This is a genomic window from Amycolatopsis sp. NPDC006125, from assembly GCF_040614195.1.
In the GTDB taxonomy this organism is placed as follows: domain Bacteria; phylum Actinomycetota; class Actinomycetes; order Mycobacteriales; family Pseudonocardiaceae; genus Amycolatopsis_E; species Amycolatopsis_E tucumanensis.
Genome location: NZ_JBEXTZ010000024.1, coordinates 77,418 through 93,301, shown reverse-complemented (window position 1 = coordinate 93,301; position 15,884 = coordinate 77,418). Strand labels below are relative to the sequence as shown.

Below are 15,884 nucleotides of genomic sequence, written 5' to 3'. Positions count from 1 at the left end.
TTGATGTCGCAATCCACACCGAACCCGGAGGTCCTCACCCACATCAAGATCATCCTCAGCGTGTCAGCCCATCACCAACGTCCCCGAACAGCACAACTAGGGCGTGGTGAGTTCGGTGTCCACCTGGATCAGGCGGGGTCCGGCGGGGGTGGTCTTCAGCTGGGCGCGCAGGTCGTCCACATCGGACACCGTGGTGGCCGGGACGCCGTAGCCGGTGGCGATCGCGGCGAAGTCCAGGCCGGGGATCTCGGTGCCCGGCACGTCCGTGGTGCCCAGCAGGCCGGCGAACCAGCGCAGCGCGCCGTAGGTGCCGTTGCGCAGGATCACGAACGTCACCGGCACCCGGTAGCGGGCCGCGGTCCACAGCGCGGTGATGCCGTAGTTGGCGGAGCCATCGCCGATGACGCCGACCACCGGGCGGCCGGGCAGGCCCATCGCGACCCCGACCGCGGCGGGCATCCCGAACCCGAGGCCCCCCGCGGCCGGCCAGAAGTAGGAGCCGGGCCGGCGCAGGTCCATCTGCCGCCACCACGCCGAGTTGGTCGACGTGGACTCGACCACGTAGGCGGTGTCGGCGGGCTGGGTCTCGCGCAGCGCGGCGAACACCTGCTCCGGGTGCAGGGCCCGCTCGCCGGTGGCCGCCGCCGGGTTCGGCGCGAACGCCGTCTCCCCCACCTCGCGGGCGGGCAGCCGGGCGAGCAGGCCGTCCAGGACCGCGCCCGCGCTCGCGACGAGCGACTCCCCCATCGGCGCGCGAGCGGCCTCGCCCGGGTCGTCGGTGACCTGGACCAGGGTGGCGCCCTCGGGCAGGAACGGCCCGGGCACGTGCTGGTGGTAGCGGAACACCGGCGCGCCCAGCACGAGGACCAGGTCGTGGCCGTCGAGTTCGGCCGACACCGAGCCGATCCCGGCGGGCAGGACGCCGCGGAACAACGGGTGCCGGTTGGGGAACGGCAGCCGGTGCGGCGACGGCGCCACCCACACCGGCAGGGCACGGTACTCGGCGAAGGCCACCGCGCGGTCGAAGAGCCCGAGTGCGTCGATGTCGCCGCCGAGCACCAGCACCGGGTTGCGCGCGGCGTCGAGCCGCCGGGCGAGGTCGTCGAGCTGGCCCGCGTCCGGCGACAGGCCGCGGCGGACCGTGCGGTCGAGGACCGGGTTGTCGTCGATCTCGGCGGCCCAGTCGTCGTAGGGCACCGACAGGTAGGTGGGGCGGCGCTGCAGTTCGGCCTCGAACACGGCCTGCGCCAGCGAGCGCGGCACGTCGCCGGGGCAGCTGGGCTCGCCGGACCAGCCGACCAGCGGCCGCATCAGCTGGGTGGCGTCGACGTTGGCGAGCATCGCCTCCAGCCCGATCGCCGAGCGGACCTGCTGGCCCGCGGTCAGCACCAGCGGCGAGCGGGAGTAGACGGCGTTGGTGAGGGCGCCCATCGCGTTGCCCGAGCCGGCGGCGGCGTGCAGGTTGACCAGCACCGGGCGGCCGGTGGCCTGGGCGTACCCGTCGGCCATCCCGACCACGACGCCCTCGTGCAGGCCGAGGACGTAGGTGAAGCCGTCGGGCAGTCCGGCCAGGAACGGCAGCTCGTTGGAGCCGGGGTTGCCGAAGATCGTGGTGAGGCCACGGCGTTCCAGGAACTCGTGGGCGACCTTCCGGACTGTCGGCATGCGCGGTGTCCTCCTCGGCACTGGGGGTTGCCCCGAGGGTGGCAGATCATCCGGCCGTGCTCCAATCAATGTTGCCGACCGCCCTCATAGAGAGGATCGATGATGCGGGACTTCGACCTCAACCTCGTGCGGACGTTCGTGCTGCTCTACGAGACGCGCAGCGTGACGGCGACCGCGGAGTCCCTGCACGTCACCCAGCCGACGGTGAGCTACAGCCTGCAGAAGCTGCGCCGCCGCTTCTCCGACGAGCTGTTCCGCCGCACCGGCGGCGGCCTGGCCCCGACCACCACCGCGCAGGCCCTGTACCCGTCGCTGCACCACGCGCTGGCCGAGATCGAGTCCACGCTGAGCGGCGCGCACACCTTCGACCCGGCGACGGCGCGCGCCCGGTTCACGCTGTGCCTGTCGGACCTCGGCGAGGTGTCGCTGCTGCCCCGGCTGATGGCGGCGCTGCCGTCGCGGGCGCCCGGGGTCACGCTGACCGTGCGGCCGCTGGACGTGGACAGCGCGGTGGACCAGCTCGGCCGCGGCGAGATCGACGCGTTCGTGGCGTCGCCGCTGATCAGCTCGCAGCGGGTGGCGCGCATCCCGCTGTTCGCGGAGGGCTACGTCGGCATGGTCGCCGCCGACCACCCGCGGCTGCGCGGCGCTTCGGTGACGCTCGCCGACCTGACGCGGGAGCAGCACATCGCGGTGTTCGGTCCCACCGGGCACCACGGCCCGCGCCGGGCGCTGGAGGCGCGGGGCCTGCTGGACCGGGTGGTGCTGGAGGTGACCCGGTTTTCCACGCTGCCGTACCTGGTGCAGGACAGCGAACTGTTCGCGATGGTCCCGCGGCTGGTGGCGGACGTCTTCGCGGCCGACCACCGCGTGCGGCTGCTGGAGCTGCCGTTCGACATCGAGCCCGCGCAGGTCTCGGTGTACGCGCGGCACGGGCACGCCCGCACCCCGGCGCAGCATTGGCTGACCGAATTCATGCACGAGGTGCTGTCCGAACCGGCGATCCGGGAATCACTCCGGCCGTGACCGCGTTGCCAGCGGAAACCGATCTTGACCGGAAGGACCCCGCGGATGCCGCTGACAGGCGAGTACGAGCCCGGCACGATGACCATGTCCCGCAACCAGGTCGAGCAGATCGAGAGCTCGGGCGGCACGCAGGGCGTCGCGATGCACGGGATGCGGGTGATCGTGCTGACGACGATCGGCCGGAAGTCCGGGAAGCTGCGCAAGGCGCCGCTGATGCGCGTCGAGCACGACGGGGTCTACGCGGCCGTGGCGTCGCTGGGCGGGGCGCCGAAGAACCCGGTCTGGTACCTCAACGCCCTGGCCGATCCGCGGGTCGAGGTGCGCGACGGCGAGCAGGTGTCCGACATGATCGCGCGCGAGGCGGAGGGCGAGGAACGCGAGGTGTGGTGGCAGCGCGCGGTCGAGGTGTTCCCGCAGTACGCGAAGTACCAGGAGTCGACGGAACGGCGGATCCCGGTGCTGCTGCTGGAACCCGCGCCCGCGCCGCACTGACCGCGACCCCGCGGGCTCACGACCCGAAGGCGGTCAGGAACCGGTCCCGGAACGCGCTCATCGGCCAGACCGGCGCGTCCGGGGCCGGGCGGAGCCCGTCCTGCCAGCCCCAGCCGGTGATGCGGTCCAGCACGGCCGGGTCGCGCGCCACCAGCGTCACCGGCACGTCACGGCTCGCGCCCTCGCCGGTGACCGAGGTGTTCGGCTGGTGGTCGCCGAGGAACACCAGCACCAGGTTGTCGTCGCCGAAGGTCTCCACGTACGAGATCAGCGCGGACAGCGAGTACTCGACGGCGTCGCCGTAGGCGGCCCGCACGCGCGCCGGATCGGACCACACCTCGTCCACCGACGGGCCGGTGTGCGTGAACGTCGAGCCGTCGCCGACGGCGCCCCAGTCCACCATCCGCGGCAGCGGCGCCCACGGCCAGTGGCTGGACACCAGGTCGAGTTCCGCCATCAGCGGCGGGTGCCCTGGCGTCATCTCGTTGCGATGGAACGCCGACAGCGTGAACTGGTCGGGCATCGCCGCGTAGGAGAAGTTCGGGCCGCGGTAGCCGATGTTGCGGCCGTCGTAGAGCCGGCCGAACCGGTAGACCGCGCCCTCCGGCCAGTCCGCGCCGTTCTCCGGCTGCACGTTGACCGTGCGCCAGCCCGCCCGCGCGAACGCGCCGGACAGGGTCAGCCGGTCGCTGCCGACGAAGGTGCGGTACCGCTGCTGGTTGTCCACCCACAGCCCGGACTCCATTGTGGAGTGCGCGAGCCAGCTGCCCCCGCCGCTGGTCGAGGAGGTGAGGAACGCGCTGCGTGCGCTGAACCCGGCGGCTCGCAACCGGTCGGCGCCGGAGTCGAGCAACCCGGTCACCCCGGGGTCGTCCAGCGCGACCCGGCCGTAGCTCTCCACGAAGGTGAGCAGGAAGTCCTTGCCCCGCAACAAGGTCAGCAACTCATCGGGCGGGGTGTCGCGGAAGGCGTCGGTGGCCATCTCGGCGGCGAACTCCCGCTGGTCGGCCAGATCCGAAGCGACCGCGCGCACCTCGCGGTAGGCCAGCGCGGCGGTCGCGCGGGACGCCAGCGGCATCCCGGTCAGCGCGGCCGCGATCCAGACGACCGCCAGCACGGCGACCACCCGCGCCGAGACCGCACGGTGGTCCGCGGCGACCCGGGCCAGCCGCATCGCCGCCCAGGTCGTCAGCAGCACCAGCGCGACGGCGGCCAGCACCGCGCCGGCCACGGCGGCCACCCGCGCGAACCCGCCGAGCAGGCTCAGCGCCGGCCCGGCGAAGCTCCAGTCGAACACCAGGCTGAACGGGCGGTCGAACGCGCGGTGGAACCCGATGTCGGCGATCTTGAGCAGCACCAGCACCCCGAGGACCGCGCCGGCCACCGCCGCCACGATCCGCCGTCCGCGCGGCGGCAGGACCAGCACCAGCGCGACGCCGGCCAGCGCCTCCACCGGGATCCGCAGCAACGTCGCCGGCCCGAACAGCGCCAGGTTGTTCGGCACGACCAGCGCGGCGACGACGAGCACGCACGCGAGCACGTCCGCCGCGACCCGGCGCGCGGTCACCGGTTCCGCCACAGCGTCCCCACATCCCGGCCGAACGACCACACCAGCGCCGCCAGCGCGCCCCCGGCCACGACCACCGCCGCGGGCCGGGGCAGCACATCGGCGGCGACCACGACCAGCGCGATGCCCTGCGCAGCCGCGACCGCCTTGCGTGCCAGGTTCGGCGTCAGCGGCCCGCGCAGCCACGGCGCGAGCCACCCGGCCGCCACGAACGCGTAGCGCATCGCGCCGATCATCAGCACCCACGGCCCCAGCGCCAGCGCGACCGGCACGCAGAGCACGAGGATCAGGAACGCGTCCACCTCCATGTCGAACCGCGCGCCCAGCGGCGACACGGTCCCGGTGCGGCGGGCGACCCGGCCGTCGACCGCGTCCAGCGCGAGCGCGACCGCCGCCAGCGCGACCAGCACCGGCCCGGACAACCCGGCGGCGACCAGCGCGACGACACCGCCGACGAGTGTCGCGCGGGTCAGCGTGACCAGGTCCGCGGGCCCCAGCGCGGCCCGGCCGGACCGGCGCAGCGCGGCGCCGAGCAGGCCCAGCAACGCCGCGCCGTAGGCGGCGCCGGCGAGCCAGCCCAGCAGCCCCACGCCCAGGGTCATCGCGAGCACGTTCAGCAGCACGATCAGGCCGCACGCCGCCAGGGCCTGTTCCTGGCCGGCGGCAACCGTGCCACGCTGGGTCTGGACGATCATGGTGATCGTGTCCCTTCGCCGGAGGTGTGCCCATGACACGTGCCGCACGGGCGTTCTGGTTCAACCCGCCGGGGCCGGGTGAGGTCCGGACGGCCCCGCTGCCCGAGCGCGGCCCGGACGAAGTCGAGGTCCGGACGCTGTTCTCGGGTGTGAGCCGGGGCACCGAGACGCTCGTCTTCCGCGGCGCGGTCCCGGCGAGCCAGCACGAGCTGATGCGCGCGCCGTTCCAGGAGGGCGGGTTCCCGGGGCCGGTGAAGTACGGCTACCTCAACGTCGGCGTGGTCGAGGACGGGCCGCCGGAGCTGACCGGGCGCACGGTGTTCACGCTCTACCCGCACCAGACCCGGTTCGTCGTCCCGGCCGGCGCGGTCACACCGGTGCCGGACGCGGTGCCCGCGGGGCGGGCGATCCTGGCCGGCACCGTGGAGACGGCGGTGAACGCGCTGTGGGACGCCGCGCCGCTGCTCGGGGACCGGGTCGCCGTGGTCGGCGGCGGCATGGTCGGCTGCGCGGTCGCGGCGCTGCTGGCGCGGTTCCCGGCGGTCCGGGCGCAGCTGGTCGACGTGGACCCGGAGCGGGCCGCGGTGGCGGCGGCGCTGGGCGTGGAGTTCGCCCTGCCCGGCGACGCCGCCGAGGGCTGCGACCTCGTGGTGCACACGAGCGGGACCGATGCCGGCCTGGCCAGGGCGCTGGAGCTGGTGGCGCCGGAGGGCGAGGTCGTCGAGCTGAGCTGGTACGGCGACCGGCGGGTCAGCGTGCCGCTCGGCGAGTTCTTCCACTCGCGGCGGCTGACGATCCGCGGCAGCCAGGTCGGCATGGTGTCCCCGGCCCGGCGGTCGCGGCGCGGCTTCGGCGACCGGCTCGCGCTGGCGCTGGAGCTGCTCGCCGATCCCGTGTTCGACACCCTGATCACCGGGGAGTGCGCGTTCGAGGACCTGCCGTCGGTCATGCCGGGGCTGGCCTCGGGCGCGATCCCCGCGCTGTGCCACCGCGTCGTCTACCCGTAGGAGGGCCCTTGTTCAGCGTCACCGTCCGCGACCACGTGATGGTCGCCCACAGCTTCCGCGGCGAGGTGTTCGGCCCCGCCCAGCGCCTGCACGGCGCGACGTTCGTGGTGGACGCGACGTTCCGCCGCGCCGAACTGGACGCGGACAACATCGTCGTCGACATCGGGCTGGCGACCCAGCAGCTGGGCGCCGTGCTGGCCGACCTCAACTACCGCAACCTGGACGAGGTGCCGGAGTTCGCCGGGGTCAACACGTCCACGGAATTCCTGGCGAAGGTGATCGCCGACCGGCTCGCCGACCGCGTGCACTCGGGTGCGCTCGGCGCGGGCGCGCACGGGCTGGCGGGGATCTCGGTGACACTGCGTGAATCGCACGTGGCGTGGGCGAGCTACGACCGTGATCTTCATCCTTCCGGGTGACGTCGACGATCCGGAACTGCCCAGCGGCGGCAACGTCTACGACCGGCGGATCAGCCGCGAGCTGACCGCGCTGGGCAGGCCGGTGCGGGAGGTCGCGATCCCCGGGTCGTGGCCGCACCCGTCTGAGGCGGCGCGCGCCGCGCTGGGCCGCGCGCTGGCGGCCGCCGAACCGGGGTCGCTGGTGGTGATCGACGGGCTGGTGGCGTGCGGCGTGCCGGACGTCGTGGTGCCGCACGCCGCGCGGCTGCGGCTGGTGGTGCTGGTGCACATGCCGCTGGCCGACGAGACCGGGGCGCACGCGGAGCTGGACGCCTTGGAGCGGTCGACGTTGCGGGCGGCGTCGGCGGTGGTCACGCCCAGTGCGCGGACGGCCGCGCGGCTGGTGCGCCACCACGGGTTGCCCCGCGACCTGGTGCACGTGGTCACGCCCGGCACGGATCCCGCGCCGCTGTCGTCGGGCGAGGAACTGCTGTGCGTGGCGTCGCTGACCCCGCACAAGGGGCAGGACGTGCTGGTCGAGGCGCTGGCCGAGGTGGCGGACCTGGACTGGGTGTGCCGGCTGGTCGGGCCGGTGCACCGCTCCCCCGCGTTCGCCGCGCGGGTGCGGGACCTGGTGGCGCGGCACGGGCTGGCGGCGCGCGTGGCGATCACCGGGGCGCTGACCGGGGCGGCGCTGGAGGAGGCCTACGCGCGGGCCGGGCTGCTGGTGCTGCCGTCGCGGTCGGAGACCTACGGGATGGTGGTGACGGAGGCGCTGGCGCGCGGGATCCCGGTGCTGACGTCGGTGGAGACCGAGGCGCTCGGCCGGGCGGCGGACGGGTCGCCGCCCGGGATCGTGGTGCCGCCCGGCGACGTGGACGCGCTGGCCGGGGCCCTGCGCTCGTGGCTGACCTCGGCGGAAACGCGGTCGGCGCTGCGCCGGGCGGCCCGCTCCCGGCGTGACGGGTTGTTGCCGTGGGCGACCACCGCGCGGGTGATGGACCGGATCCTGGTTGAACCGGAACCGGGGGCGCGTCCGTGACAAGGGTGTGGCACACGACCGATGGGACGGCGCCGGGCCCGGCGCACCCGGCAGCACGGACACGACCCGCTGCGCCCCGGACTGGCTGGCGCTGCGCGAACCCGCCGACGCGGCCGCGCGGGCGGCGGAACTGCTCACCCCGCTGCGGCGGTGGCTGGGCGACCGTCCCGCCCCGCTCGTCGTCCGCGACCTCGGTGCGGGCACCGGGTCGATGGGCCGCTGGCTCGCGCCGCGGCTGGGCGTCCCGCAGCACTGGGTCCTGCACGACCGCGACCCCGGCCTGCTCGCGCGCGCCTCGGTCCGCGGGGCGACGTTCGAGACCCGCTGCGGCGAGCTCGACGGGCTGGACCTGACCGGCACGTCGCTGCTCACCGCCTCGGCGCTGCTGGACCTGCTGACACCGTCCGATGTGGACACGATCGCCGACGCGTGCGCCGCGGCGGGGTGCGCGGCGCTGCTGACGTTGTCGGTCGCCGGGCGGGTCGAGCTGACGCCCGCGGACCCGCTCGACGCGGACCTCACCGCGGCCTTCAACGCCCACCAGCGGCGCGGCGCGCTGCTCGGCCCGGACGCGATCGCGGTGGCGACGTGGGCGTTCGAGCGGCGCGGCGCGGTGGTGCACCGCGCCCCCAGCCCGTGGCGGCTCGGGCCGGAGCAGCGTGAGCTGACCGAACAGTGGTTCCGCGGCTGGGTCGCCGCCGCCCGGCTGCAGGAACCGTGGCTGGACACCGAGGCCTACACCCGGCGGCGGCTGGCCGCCTGCGCGGCGGGCGAGCTGGAGGTGGTCGTGCACCACACCGACCTGCTGGCGATCGGAGCCCGATGACCACCCCCACCACCACCCGCGCAACGGCAGCCCGCCTCTGGCCGTGGCTCCGCTTGGCCGCCGCGGCCGGGATCCTCACCACCCTGGTCTGGAAGGTCGGCACCGGCACACCCAGACTCACCGACGCCCGATCGGTCAAACCCACCCCGACGATCGGAGCCCAATGACCACCCGCACCGCCGGGACCGCGGCCCGCCTCTGGCCGTGGCTCCGCCTGCTCGCCGCGGCCGGCATCCTCACCACCCTGGTCTGGAAGGTCGGCACCGGCGCGTTCCTCACCGGGCTGCGGCTCATCGACACCCGATCAGTCGTGCTCGCGCTGGCGATCGGGCTGCTGACCACCCTCACCGCCGCCGGAAGGTGGGTCCTCGTCACCCGCGGCCTCGGCCTGCCGCTGCGGTTGCCGGCCGCGGTCGCCGCCTACTACCGCTCCACCCTGCTCAACTCGGTGCTGCCCGCCGGGGTCCTCGGCGACGTCGACCGCGCCGTCAGCCACGGCCGCGACTCCGGCGACGTGGGCCGCGGCGTTCGCGCCGTCGTGCTCGAACGGTTCGCCGGGCAGGCCGTGCTGCTCGTCGCCGGCGTCACCGCGCTCGCCCTGCACCCGGACCTGCTGCCGGGCCTGTCCACCGGCCCCGGGCTGCTCGTCCTGCTCGGTGCCGCGCTCGTGGTCGCCGGGCTGCTCGCCGCGAAACCGGCCTGGCGCGTCGCGGCAACCCGGACCCTCACCGACGCCCGGGCCCTGCTCGGCGGGCGCACCGCGGGGGGCATCGTGGCGCTGTCGGCGCTCACCATCGCCGGGCACGTCGCCCTGTTCCTCCTCGCCGCGCGGCTGGCCGGGGTGACCGCGCCGGTCACCACCCTCGTCCCGCTGATCGTCCTCGCGCTGGTCGTCATGGCGCTGCCGCTCAACGTCGGCGGCTGGGGGCCGCGCGAGGGGTTCACCGCGGTCGCGTTTTCAGCCACCGGGCTCGGCGCGGGCGCGGGCATCACCACCGCCGTCGTCTACGGGGTGCTCTCGCTCGTCGCGGCGCTGCCGGGCGTCCTGGCGCTCAGGAGCCGAGAAGGGGCAGGTGCACCCGGAACGCGCGGGCCAGCGCGTCCAGCACCGCCCGGCCTTTTTCCGGCGAAGCCAGCGACGGATGACCGGCCACGCCCGATTCCGTGTAGGGGGCCAGTCCGAGCGAGAGGAGGTGGCGCAGATCGCCGGGTGGCGAGTCCGCCGTCTCGTAGCCCGGTCTGACCACCTCCGGGGCGGTGCAGAGCAGGATCGAGGTCTCCAGCTCGCCGGCGTGCATGTCCTCGTCGTTGGAGGTGCGCACGCCCGCCGCCACGCGCGCCTCCTGCCACTCGCCGTACGTGGGGAACAGGACCATCGAGCCGCCGGCCTGCTGCACGACGTTGGCCAGGACGTGGTTGCCGCCGTGCCCGTTGACCAGCACGAGCCTGCCGACGCCCGAGGCCCGCAGGGAGGCGGCGACGTCCTGGACCACCGCGACCAGCGTGGTGACCGAGATGCTCACCGTGCCCGGCCACGCGGCGTGCTCGTGCGAGCAGGACACCGTGACCGGCGGCAGCAGCCAGAAGCCGTGGTCGTGCGCGATCCGCGACGCGACCGCGCAGGCGATCAGGGTGTCGGTGGTCAGCGGCAGGTGCGGGCCGTGCTGTTCCAGGCTCCCGACGGGCAGCACCGCCACGGCGGCCCCGCGCACGTCGTCGGTGGTCTCCGGCGGCAGCGGACTCATCAGATCAGGTATACCGGGTAGGGCAAGTTCCCGGTCGACGACGAGGGGAACCCATGGAGATCGCCGAATCGACGCTGGTCACCCGGCGCGGCAAGTTCCGGAGCGTGGCCTTCCGCGACGGTGCCGAGCACCTCGCGCTCGCCCACGGACGGCTGCGCCGCGACGACGTGCTGGTGCGGGTGCATTCGGAGTGCCTCACCGGCGACGTGTTCGGCGCGGTGCGCTGCGAATGCGGCGAACAGCTGGACGCCGCGCTGGACGCGATCGTGCGCGAAGGCAGCGGAGTGCTGGTGTACCTGCGCGGGCACGAGGGACGCGGGATCGGGCTGGTGGCGAAGGTGCGCACGCACGTGCTGCAGGACGAAGGGCTGGACACCGTCGACTCGGCCACCAGCCTCGGGCTGCCGGTCGACGTGCGCGACTACAGCCCGGCCGCGCGGGTGCTGCGCCACCTGGGCGTGCGGTCGGTGCGGCTGATGTCCAACAACCCGGACAAGATCGCGGCGCTGGAGTCGAACGGGATCCGCGTGTCGGCGCGGGTCCCGCTGCTGGCGCCGGCTAGCCCGGACAACATCCGGTACCTGACCGCCAAGCGCGACCGCCTCGGGCACGTCCTGCCGCAGGTGGACGCCTTCGACGTCGCGGAGCACTGACGTGGACCACCTGAGCCTGCTGCCCGTCGCCAGGGAGGCCGTCGCGATCGGGCGGCGCATCGTCACCTCGCGCGCGCCTCGGTCGGTGACCGCGAAGAGCGAACGCGACCTGGTGACCGACATCGACCTGGCGGTCGAGGATGCGGTGCGGGAGTTCCTCGCGCGAGAGACGCCGGACATCGGGCTCGTCGGCGAGGAGCACGGCGGCGAGCGGGGCGAGCTGTGGTGGGTGCTGGACCCGGTCGACGGCACCGCGAACTTCGCCCGCGGCATCCCGCTCACCGGAATCTCGCTGGCCCTGGTGTCCGGCGAGCGCAGCGTCGTGGCGGCGATCGACCTGCCGTTCCTGGACACGGTCTACACCGCGGTCGAGGACTACGGCGCCTTCGCCGGGGACACGCGGATCGGGGTGTCCGGGGCGACCACGCTGTCCGAGGCGATGGTGTCGCTGGGCGATTTCGCGGTGGGCGAGGACGCCGGGCCGAAGAACCGGCTGCGCCTGGCGTTGCTGGAGCAGCTGGGCGCGCGGGCGGAGCGGGTGCGGATGATCGGCACCGCCGCGGCCGACCTGGCATGGGTCGCGCACGGCCGCCTGGACGCGACGATCATCCTGTCGAACCTGCCGTGGGACACGATGGCGGGCGTGCTGCTGGTGCGGGAGGCCGGCGGCCTGGTCCTGGACGCCGACGGCAGCGACCACACGGTGTCCTCGGCGTCGACGATCGCACTGGCGCCGGGGCTGCGGGACGTGGTGCTGGACCTGCTGTGCTGACGACGCGCCTGGACACCGGCCGGATCCGGGCCGCCCGCCGGGTGATCGACCCGGTGTTCCTCGATTCGCCGCTGTACCGCTGCGACGCCCTGGAACCCGTCCTCGGGTGCACGGTGAGCGTCAAGCTCGAAACGGCCAACCCGGTGCGCTGCTTCAAGGGCCGCGCGACCGAGGTGATCGCTCACGCGCTCGGCTCGGGCGCGGTGGTGTGCGCGAGCGCGGGCAACCTCGGGCAGGCGCTGGCCTGGTCCGGCCGCCGCCGCGGGCTCGACGTCACCGTCGTGGCCGCGCGGTCCGCGCCCGTGGCGAAGCTGGACCGGATCCGGGCGCTGGGCGCGCGGCTGGAGCTGGTGGACGGCGACTTCGAGCGGGCGCGGGAGCGGGCGGCGGACATCGCGCGGCAGCACGGGATCCGGCTGGTGGAGGACAGCCTGGACCTCGAAACGTGCGAGGGCGCGGCCACGATCGGGCTGGAGCTGGTGGAGCAGGCGCCGTCGGCCGATGTCGTCCTGATCGCCCTGGGCGGCGGGGCGATGGCGACCGGGGTGGGACACGTGGTGAAGTCGCTCGCGCCCGGGGTGGAGGTTGTCTGCGTGCAGCCGCTGGGCGCGCCCGCGATGACCCTGTCCTGGCGGCAGCGACGGGTCGTGACGACGGAGTCGGCGGACACGATCGCCGACGGCGTCGCCGGCCGCTTCCCGATCCCGGAGGTGCTGGACGACCTGCTGCAGGTGGCCGACGACGCGGTCCTGGTGCGCGAGGAGTCGATCACCACGGGGATGCGGCTGCTGCTCGACCACGCCGGCCTGGTGGTGGAGCCGTCGGCGGCGCTCGGAGTGGCCGCGGTGCTGGAGGACCGCGAGCGCTTCGCCGGGCGGCACGTGGTGACCATCATCTGCGGGAGCAACGTGGACCCGGACGCGTTTCGGCGCTGGACCAGCCGGTAGCCGCACCCTGCGGTGACCACGGTCATTGCCACGGCGAGGGGCGCTGGCCGCCGCACGAGCTGCCCACCGGCTGCACGGCACCGCTTCGCCAGGCGGCAGTGATCCTCTCTGCGGGAGCAGCGTGTCGCCGGACACGCACCGGCTCGGGCCGGCGGACAGCCGCACCCAGCCCGCGGCCTGCGCCGACCACCGCCACCGTCACGGTGAGGGGCGCTGGCCGGCGCACGAGCTGCCCACTGGCTGCCGACCACGGGCAGCGCTTCGCCGGGCGGCACTGATCACCCTCGGCGGGAGCAACCTGGCCCCGGACGCCCGCCGGGGCCGCCGGACCGCCACACCCGCGAGGGCCCTGGCCGCCGCACGAGCTGCCCGCGGCCTGCCCGGCCACGGGCACCCCTTCCGCCGGGCGGCACTGATCACCATCGGCGGAACCAACCTGGACCCGGACGCGCACCGGCGCCGGGCCGGCCGGTAGCCGCACCGGCGGGCCCTCCCTGGCGCGACGCTGCGGTCCACCGCACTTCGGCACCGCCCCCTGATAGTCTCGCCAGGAATATTCTTCCGCGCGAGACGTTTTACCGGCCGAACACCAGATCAGCAGGAGGCTGTCATGCAGTTCGGGATCTTCTCCGTCAGCGACGTGACCACGGATCCGACGACCGGCGAAACTCCGGACGACACCCAGCGCGTGCGGTCGATGCTGACCATCGCCCAGCACGCCGACCAGGCCGGGCTCGACGTCTTCGCCACGGGCGAGCACCACAACCCGCCGTTCGTCGCGTCCTCCCCCACCACCATGCTCGGCTACCTGGCCGGCGTGACCAAGGACATCATCCTGTCCACCTCGACCACGCTGATCACCACCAACGACCCGGTGAAGATCGCCGAGGACTACGCCATGCTGCAGGTCATCTCGGGCGGCCGGATGGACCTGATGATGGGCCGCGGCAACACCGGCCCGGTCTACCCGTGGTTCGGCCAGGACATCCGCCAGGGCATCCCGCTGGCGATCGAGAACTACGCCCTGCTGCGCCGCCTCTGGGAGGAGGACGTGGTCGACTGGGAGGGCAACTTTCGCACCCCCCTGCGCGGCTTCACCGCCACCCCGCGCCCGCTCGACGGGGTCCCGCCGTTCGTCTGGCACGGCTCGATCCGCAGCCCGGAGATCGCCGAGCAGGCCGCCTACTACGGCGACGGCTTCTTCCACAACAACATCTTCTGGCCCATGTCGCACACGAAGCAGATGGTGCGCTTCTACCGCCAGCGCTTCGAGCACTACGGCCACGGCCCGGCCGACACCGCGATCGTCGGTCTCGGCGGGCAGGTCTTCATGCGCAAGAACTCGCAGGACGCGTGGAACGAGTTCCGCCCCTACTTCGACAACGCCCCGGTCTACGGCCACGGCCCGTCGATGGAGGACTTCACCGCGACGACCCCGCTGACGGTCGGCAGCCCGCAGCAGGTGATCGACCGGTACGCGAGCATGCGCGAGGACGTCGGCGACTACCAGCGCCAGCTGTTCCTCATCGACCACGCCGGCCTGCCGCTGAAGACGGTGCTGGAGCAGATCGACCTGCTCGCCGAGGAGGTCGTGCCGGTGCTGCGCAAGGAGATGGAAGCCAAGCGCCCCGAGCACGTGCCGGCGAACCCGCCCAGCCACGCCGAGCGGGTCGCCGCCGCGCAGGCCAAGGCCGCCGCGGACGAGACCGCCGCGACCACGGCCTGACCTCAGGCGCCGGAGTACTTCTGGCTCATCCCGAGGTCGACCGGCAGCGCGACGCCCGTGATGTAGCGGGCCTCGTCGCTGGCCAGGAACAGCACGGCGTTGGCCACGTCCTCGACGTCGAGGTAGGGCACCGGCCACATGTTGATGCGCGCGAGCGCGTCGGTGGTGTCGGCGAAGGTCGGGTTCTCCAGATCCGGCCGGTAGATCCGGGCGCTCGAGTCGTTCTCGATCATCGTCGTGCGGACGTTGGTCGGGTGCACCGAGTTGACCCGGATCCGGTGCGGCGTCAGCTCGTTGGCCAGCGTGCGCTGCAACCCGAGCACGCCGTGCTTGGCGGCGTTGTAGTGCGCGATGTTGGGGATGCCGCGCAGCCCGGCGGTGGAGCTGATCAGGATGATCGCTCCACCGCCGCCGCCGTCGATCAGGTGCGGGATCGCCGCCTTGGTGGTGTGCCAGACGCCGCCCAGGTTGATGTCGATCATCGTCTGCCACTCCGCGCCGGAGAGCTCCCACGACGGCTTGACCGCGTTGAGGATCCCGGCGTTGGCGACCACCACGTCGAGCCGCCCCAGCTCGGCCACCGCACCGGCCAGGCCCGCGTTCAGCGTGTCGAAGTCGCGCACGTCCGCCACGAACGACACCGCGCGGCGGCCCAGTTTCTCCACGCCCGCCACGGTTTCCGCGAGATCGTCCGGTGTGGACGCCGGGTAGGCGACGGTGTCCACCGGCGCCGCGAGATCGGTGACGATGACGTCGGCGCCCTCCTCGGCCAGCCGCAGGGCGTGCGCGCGGCCCTGCCCGCGGGCGGCGCCGGTGATCGCGACGACCTTGCCGTCCATGCGTCCCATCAGGACTGTCCCTTCAGCCACGGGTAGCGGTCGGTGTCCTGGCCCGCGTAGTCGGGGTCCAGGTAGATGAAGCAGCGCTGGATCTTGAAATCGCGGATCTCGAACACGTCGCACCAGCGCCCGGCGCCCCACTCGGGCACGCCGGCCCGCCACGGGCCGTCCCGGTGCTCGCCGTGGCTGGTGCCCTCCACGACGAGCAGGTCGCCGCCGGAGAAGACCCAGGTGAACTCGGCGTAGTGGTGCTTGATGGATTTCAGCGTGCCGCCGACGTCGCCGAACAGCCTGCCGATCTCCTCCTTCCCGTCGGCCAGCCCCCACTTGGGGAAGCAGACCTGCGCGTCGTCGGCGAACAGGTCGAGGATGCTGCCACCGGTCGAGGTGACGCCCCCGTTGTCGAAGGCCTTGAGGTACTCCAGCGCGACGGACTTGCGCTGCTCGTCGGTCATGGTCTGGGTGGTGACGGCCATGGATTGCT

Annotated in this window: 16 protein-coding genes and 1 pseudogene; 11 read left to right on the top strand and 6 right to left on the bottom strand. The window is 73.7% G+C overall.

Going from position 1 to position 15,884, the window contains the following annotated elements; translation table 11 throughout:
- Window positions 1-96: 96 nt before the first annotated feature.
- Entirely contained in the window at window positions 97-1,665 is a 1,569-nt protein-coding gene (mdlC, locus tag ABZ193_RS15070; RefSeq protein WP_354710239.1) for a benzoylformate decarboxylase, read from the bottom strand.
- Between the two features lie 99 nt (window positions 1,666-1,764).
- Here mdlC and ABZ193_RS15065 point away from each other — a divergent pair, with 99 nt between their 5' ends.
- Both ABZ193_RS15065 and ABZ193_RS15060 read left to right on the top strand, forming a co-directional pair.
- A complete protein-coding gene (locus ABZ193_RS15065; RefSeq protein ID WP_235716194.1) occupies window positions 1,765-2,691 on the top strand; it encodes a LysR family transcriptional regulator in 927 nt (308 codons plus the stop codon).
- A gap of 45 nt (window positions 2,692-2,736) precedes the next feature.
- Complete coding sequence (locus ABZ193_RS15060) at window positions 2,737-3,183, top strand: nitroreductase family deazaflavin-dependent oxidoreductase (RefSeq protein WP_354710237.1); 447 nt, start codon at window positions 2,737-2,739, stop codon at window positions 3,181-3,183.
- Between the two features lie 16 nt (window positions 3,184-3,199).
- Here the strand turns inward: ABZ193_RS15060 and ABZ193_RS15055 are convergent, their stop codons facing one another.
- On the bottom strand, window positions 3,200-4,762 hold the full coding sequence (locus ABZ193_RS15055) for a sulfatase (RefSeq protein WP_354710236.1): 1,563 nt from the start codon (window positions 4,760-4,762) through the stop codon (window positions 3,200-3,202).
- A complete protein-coding gene (locus ABZ193_RS15050) occupies window positions 4,747-5,445 on the bottom strand; it encodes a CDP-alcohol phosphatidyltransferase family protein (RefSeq protein ID WP_354710234.1) in 699 nt (232 codons plus the stop codon). The genes ABZ193_RS15055 and ABZ193_RS15050 overlap by 16 nt, the downstream gene beginning before the upstream one ends.
- Before the next feature lie 32 nt (window positions 5,446-5,477).
- Between ABZ193_RS15050 and ABZ193_RS15045 the strand changes: the two genes are divergently transcribed.
- The 5 genes and pseudogenes from ABZ193_RS15045 to ABZ193_RS15025 form a co-directional block, all read left to right on the top strand.
- Window positions 5,478-6,452, top strand: coding sequence for a zinc-binding alcohol dehydrogenase (locus ABZ193_RS15045; RefSeq protein WP_354710232.1), 975 nt, complete (start codon window positions 5,478-5,480; stop codon window positions 6,450-6,452).
- Between the two features lie 8 nt (window positions 6,453-6,460).
- On the top strand, window positions 6,461-6,871 hold the full coding sequence (locus ABZ193_RS15040) for a 6-carboxytetrahydropterin synthase (RefSeq protein ID WP_354710231.1): 411 nt from the start codon (window positions 6,461-6,463) through the stop codon (window positions 6,869-6,871).
- Window positions 6,849-7,892, top strand: a complete 1,044-nt coding sequence (locus ABZ193_RS15035) for a glycosyltransferase family 4 protein (RefSeq protein WP_354710230.1) — start codon at window positions 6,849-6,851, stop codon at window positions 7,890-7,892. The genes ABZ193_RS15040 and ABZ193_RS15035 overlap by 23 nt, the downstream gene beginning before the upstream one ends.
- A gap of 7 nt (window positions 7,893-7,899) precedes the next feature.
- On the top strand, window positions 7,900-8,718 hold the full coding sequence (locus tag ABZ193_RS15030; protein ID WP_354710228.1) for an SAM-dependent methyltransferase: 819 nt from the start codon (window positions 7,900-7,902) through the stop codon (window positions 8,716-8,718).
- A gap of 163 nt (window positions 8,719-8,881) precedes the next feature.
- A pseudogene (locus tag ABZ193_RS15025) lies at window positions 8,882-9,700 on the top strand (lysylphosphatidylglycerol synthase transmembrane domain-containing protein); the annotation flags it as partial.
- Window positions 9,701-9,770: 70 nt separating this feature from the next.
- Here ABZ193_RS15025 and ABZ193_RS15020 read toward each other — a convergent pair.
- Window positions 9,771-10,463, bottom strand: a complete 693-nt coding sequence (locus tag ABZ193_RS15020) for a creatininase family protein (RefSeq protein WP_354710226.1) — start codon at window positions 10,461-10,463, stop codon at window positions 9,771-9,773.
- A 53-nt stretch (window positions 10,464-10,516) separates the two neighbouring features.
- Between ABZ193_RS15020 and ABZ193_RS15015 the strand changes: the two genes are divergently transcribed.
- The 4 genes from ABZ193_RS15015 (at window position 10,517) to ABZ193_RS15000 (ending at window position 14,561) form a co-directional block, all read left to right on the top strand.
- Window positions 10,517-11,116: a GTP cyclohydrolase II gene (locus ABZ193_RS15015; RefSeq protein WP_027929606.1), complete on the top strand. Its 600-nt coding sequence runs from the start codon at window positions 10,517-10,519 to the stop codon at window positions 11,114-11,116.
- Window position 11,117: 1 nt separating this feature from the next.
- Window positions 11,118-11,888 carry an inositol monophosphatase family protein gene (locus ABZ193_RS15010; protein ID WP_354710225.1) on the top strand — a complete coding sequence of 257 codons (771 nt, stop codon included), beginning with the start codon at window positions 11,118-11,120 and terminating at the stop codon, window positions 11,886-11,888.
- Window positions 11,882-12,835, top strand: coding sequence for a pyridoxal-phosphate dependent enzyme (locus tag ABZ193_RS15005; protein ID WP_354710224.1), 954 nt, complete (start codon window positions 11,882-11,884; stop codon window positions 12,833-12,835). Before ABZ193_RS15010 ends, ABZ193_RS15005 begins: the two co-directional genes overlap by 7 nt.
- Window positions 12,836-13,445: 610 nt before the next feature.
- Window positions 13,446-14,561 (top strand): LLM class flavin-dependent oxidoreductase, encoded by a 1,116-nt coding sequence (locus ABZ193_RS15000; protein WP_020420088.1) that lies wholly within the window; start codon window positions 13,446-13,448, stop codon window positions 14,559-14,561.
- Window positions 14,562-14,563: 2 nt separating this feature from the next.
- Here ABZ193_RS15000 and ABZ193_RS14995 read toward each other — a convergent pair whose 3' ends face one another.
- Together ABZ193_RS14995 and ABZ193_RS14990 are read right to left on the bottom strand one after the other, a co-directional pair.
- Window positions 14,564-15,409: a mycofactocin-coupled SDR family oxidoreductase gene (locus ABZ193_RS14995; protein WP_354710223.1), complete on the bottom strand. Its 846-nt coding sequence runs from the start codon at window positions 15,407-15,409 to the stop codon at window positions 14,564-14,566.
- Window positions 15,409-15,876: a nuclear transport factor 2 family protein gene (locus tag ABZ193_RS14990; protein WP_020420090.1), complete on the bottom strand. Its 468-nt coding sequence runs from the start codon at window positions 15,874-15,876 to the stop codon at window positions 15,409-15,411. The genes ABZ193_RS14995 and ABZ193_RS14990 overlap by 1 nt, the downstream gene beginning before the upstream one ends.
- Window positions 15,877-15,884: the final 8 nt, after the last annotated feature.